This is a genomic window from Pseudoalteromonas sp. ND6B, assembly GCF_000764215.1.
Classification (GTDB): Bacteria; Pseudomonadota; Gammaproteobacteria; order Enterobacterales; family Alteromonadaceae; genus Pseudoalteromonas; species Pseudoalteromonas tetraodonis.
The window spans coordinates 1-3,560 of sequence record NZ_JQFL01000019.1 but is presented as its reverse complement, the minus strand read 5'-3'; the positions used below and the strand labels follow the sequence as shown (position 1 = coordinate 3,560).

The following is a 3,560-nucleotide window of genomic DNA, read 5'->3' as shown; positions in this document are numbered from 1 at the left end:
TGAATCGCCCCGAGTTCATCGGAGACCAGTTTGTTTAAGTCAGGCCACTTTACCTGACTCGTTTAAATTATCATAGTAGTCTGTTTCATATTGAGCTGGTGAAATATACCCAATTGAAGATAATAAGCGTTGATTATTAAACCAATTGACCCACTCTAACGTTGCGTATTCAACAGCATCAACATTCTTCCACGGGCCATTTCTGCGAATAATCTCTGTTTTAAATAATCCATTTATTGTTTCAGCCAATGCATTGTCATAAGAGTCACCCACACTGCCTACAGACGCTTGAATTCCAGCTTCAGCAAGTCGCTCAGTGTATCGTATAGACAAATATTGGCTGCCTCTGTCGCTGTGGTGAATTAACCCTTCGGGGTTGCCACGATGCCAAATAGCTTGCTCTAACGCATCAAGAATAAGCTCTGTGTGCATTGTCGTTGATACACGCCAACCTACAATGTATCGTGAAAAAACATCTATCACGAAAGCGACATAAACAAACCCACTCCATGTGGCAACATAGGTGATGTCAGCTACCCAAAGTTGATTTGGCTGCTCAGCAGTAAATTGACGATTAACTAAATCAAGTGGCTTATCTTGTTGCTCGTCAGGTATCGTTGTCTTATGTGCTTTACCCCGACGAACACCTTGAATTCCCATAACTCGCATCAATCGTTCGACTGTACAGCGGGCGACTTGATGGTCGTCAAGCTGTAGCTGCTTCCATATTTTTCTTGCACCATAAACTGACATATTATCCTCCCACACTTCGCGAATGAGTATTATCAGCTCAGCATCACGCTTTTTGCGGTTAGACAGTCGCTCAGGCTCTCTTTGTATCTGTTTATGAGAATAATACGTTGATGGTGCAATCGGCAATTCCTTGCAAATTGACTCGACACCGTAATGCTCTCTGCAAGCATCAATAAAATCCACTATTACTTCTGTTTGCGGTCGAGCTCCGCTTGGGCGAAAAAAGCGGCAGCTTGCCTCAGGATATCATTCGTTCGCTTGAGCTCTTTATTCTCGCGCTCTAAGACGGCAAGGCGTTCTTCAGTTGATTGCGTATTAGAAGAGGGTTTAGACGGTTGAGCTTGAGATTTCTTGACCCATGCTCTAAGTGTTTCTGGGGTACATCCCAGTTTATCTGAAATCGATACTAGCGCAGCCCAAAGAGAAGGGTATTCATGCTGTTGTGTGGTAACAAGCCTAATTGCACGTTCACGAAATTCTGATGTATAGCGATTTGATTTTTTCATAGTTCCAGTTTCTCAAGTTATTGAGTCTCTGGCAAACACGGGGCGATTCAGTGCTATGTTGAGTCTGAAAAATATATCGACCTTGAACATGCTTTATTTTGTATTGCACCAAACAAACATAATTTTAATTCAGTACAAGGAATGTCTGGTAGCCCATTGAATATAATTTCATTAAGGAAAGTAAAAACAATTTTTGTAAATCCTTTTTCTGACGTAAATCCAGCTTTAAATATATTTAATAAGTATGGCTTTAAAACTGAAAAACTTCGCCTTCATTCACTACGTCACTTTGCAAATACTTATGCCGAAAAAGGAGGTATTCCCTTAAGTGTCATAGCCTCTTGGTCTGGCAGAACAAGCATAAAGCAAACACTAGAGTATATTCATAATAGTGTAGAGACTAACGCAGATAGAGTTACTTCAACATTAGATCTCGATGCTAGTCATATTGATATCCGAGTTATAACAAACGATGAGTTAAAGACTTATGGGGGGCTCGCTGCAAGCATTACTGATACAGGAATATGTGTACAAGAGCTTTCTGTTACACCTTGTAATTATATAAATAATTTTTTAAATGGCTGCTTTTTATGTGAAAGCTCTTGCTATATATGTGGGGACACTGATGCTATAAAGTTACTTGAATATGACCTTAGATTTCAAACAATAAGGCTTGCCAGATTATCAAAACAAGAAAATATATATAAATCTCCTTGTAAAAAAGATTGGTATTTAAAGCACACTAAACAAGTTGCTTTACTTGAACAGCTCATTCAAATTTTAAAAAATGGACTACATGGAAATATAGCTCGAATATCAACCGAAGAAAAAAAAATATTTATAACAAATCCTAAAACAAATGTTATAGATGAAGTGAAGTTAACAATTTCTTCAGATGAAAATATTTTAAACCAAATAACAGATAAAACTTCTAGTATTAGCTCCATCCCCGAAGGAATGACAGCGTTACTTTCTTCTTTTGGTGTAACTAATTTTAAAAATAAATCAAAGTAGAACTTGCAATGCCAGCTAAAGCTAAAATTACAGATGAAACACAGTTTAACATTGAGAGAATGATCCTTCTTTGGGAAGGAAAGCTTACATGGAAAAATCTAACTCAAAAAATTTCAATTGATCTTGGTATTCAAGTATCAAGACAAACATTAGAGAGCTATAACGGGATTTATCAAGCTTACAAACATAAGAAATGTTCAAAAAACACTAAAGATCATCATTTTAAAAAGGGAATCATTAAGGCCGATGTTGATTTACTTAAGCGAATAAAGAAACTTGAAGCAGAGATAGAATTAAAGAATAAAACAATTAATGAACAAAAAAGGTTTCTACAAAGAGTTTTACAAAATGCCACAGAAATTCCTGCTCTGAAAGGTAACCTTGATATATTAATAGCAGAAAGACCTGAAGACAAATAAACTAAATTGAACACTTCTTCTGAATAAGCCTTAACTTTATCTGTCAAGTTTGATTGTTAGGGCTTAATCAAAACTGACAGCGGCATAAGCCAAACTCGGCCGTTCAACAGCAACTTAATAGAGGGCGTTCAGAATTCTGTGTCAGCCTAAGTTGCTAAATATCTAGCACACCATCTAACCTACCTTCGAAGTGGATGGCCAATTGCGACAATGTCAGATTCCAATTATGGATTGGCATTGTCCATTTCTTCGAGGCATTCAATATGCCTGCATACAATAATTTCATCAAGCTGTTTTCATTAGGGAATGCTCCCTTAGTCTTGGTGAGTCGTCTAAACTGGCGATGTACAGCTTCAATTGCATTTGTGGTATAAATAGCTTTACGCACGTAATCTGGATACTTGAAGTAAACCGACAGATTGCCCCACTTACGACGCCAAGACTCGATAACGATAGGGTATAACTTGCCCCATTTGGCATCTAATTCGGCGAGAGCGGCTTCTGCTGCATCTTTAGTGGCTGCCTTATAAACGGGTTTCAAGTCAGCCATAAACTCTTTTTGGTGCTTTGAAGCAACATACTTCATCGAATTACGAATTTGATGAATAACGCACTCCTGCACTTCGGCGTCAGGATAGATTGTTGCTATTGCTTCAGGGAAGCCTTTTAGTCCATCAACACAGGCAATTAAAATATCGGATACACCACGATTATGTAAATCTGTTAATACTGATAGCCAATAGTTAGCCCCTTCACTTTCAGAGATATATAAACCAAGTAACTCTTTGCGGCCCTCGATATTGACACCTAGTACGGTATAAATAGCCTTACTCACGTAGCGCCCATTTTCTTTAATCTTATAATGAAT

The 3,560-nt window shown here is 38.0% G+C and carries 4 protein-coding genes and 1 other annotated feature; of the genes, 2 read left to right on the top strand and 2 right to left on the bottom strand.

The window, feature by feature from the left end; genetic code table 11:
• Window positions 1–39 precede the first annotated feature (39 nt).
• Window positions 40–1,259 (bottom strand): IS3 family transposase gene (locus tag ND6B_RS13795; protein WP_089368775.1). Its coding sequence is split into 2 segments (ribosomal slippage): window positions 40–980 and window positions 980–1,259, totalling 1,221 coding nucleotides; the frame shifts between segments, so codons are not numbered across the junction.
• Window positions 865–981 (bottom strand) — a sequence feature (AL1L pseudoknot). It overlaps the preceding gene by 117 nt.
• A gap of 141 nt (window positions 1,260–1,400) precedes the next feature.
• On the opposite strand from ND6B_RS13795, the gene ND6B_RS13805 reads away from it, so the two are divergent.
• Entirely contained in the window at window positions 1,401–2,273 is an 873-nt protein-coding gene (locus ND6B_RS13805; protein WP_033102933.1) for a hypothetical protein, read from the top strand.
• A gap of 8 nt (window positions 2,274–2,281) precedes the next feature.
• On the top strand, window positions 2,282–2,692 hold the full coding sequence (locus ND6B_RS13810; RefSeq protein ID WP_033102932.1) for a hypothetical protein: 411 nt from the start codon (window positions 2,282–2,284) through the stop codon (window positions 2,690–2,692).
• A gap of 154 nt (window positions 2,693–2,846) precedes the next feature.
• Here ND6B_RS13810 and ND6B_RS13815 read toward each other — a convergent pair.
• Window positions 2,847–3,560: IS256 family transposase (locus ND6B_RS13815; protein WP_033102931.1), on the bottom strand; the 714-nt coding region annotated here is incomplete at its 5' end.

Excerpts from the sequence above, each read along its gene's own strand:
- ND6B_RS13810 (WP_033102932.1), top strand. The coding sequence starts at position 2,282 with ATGCCAGCTAAAGCTAAAATTACAGATGAAACACAGTTTAACATTGAG.
- ND6B_RS13805 (WP_033102933.1), top strand. The coding sequence starts at position 1,401 with ATGTCTGGTAGCCCATTGAATATAATTTCATTAAGGAAAGTAAAAACA.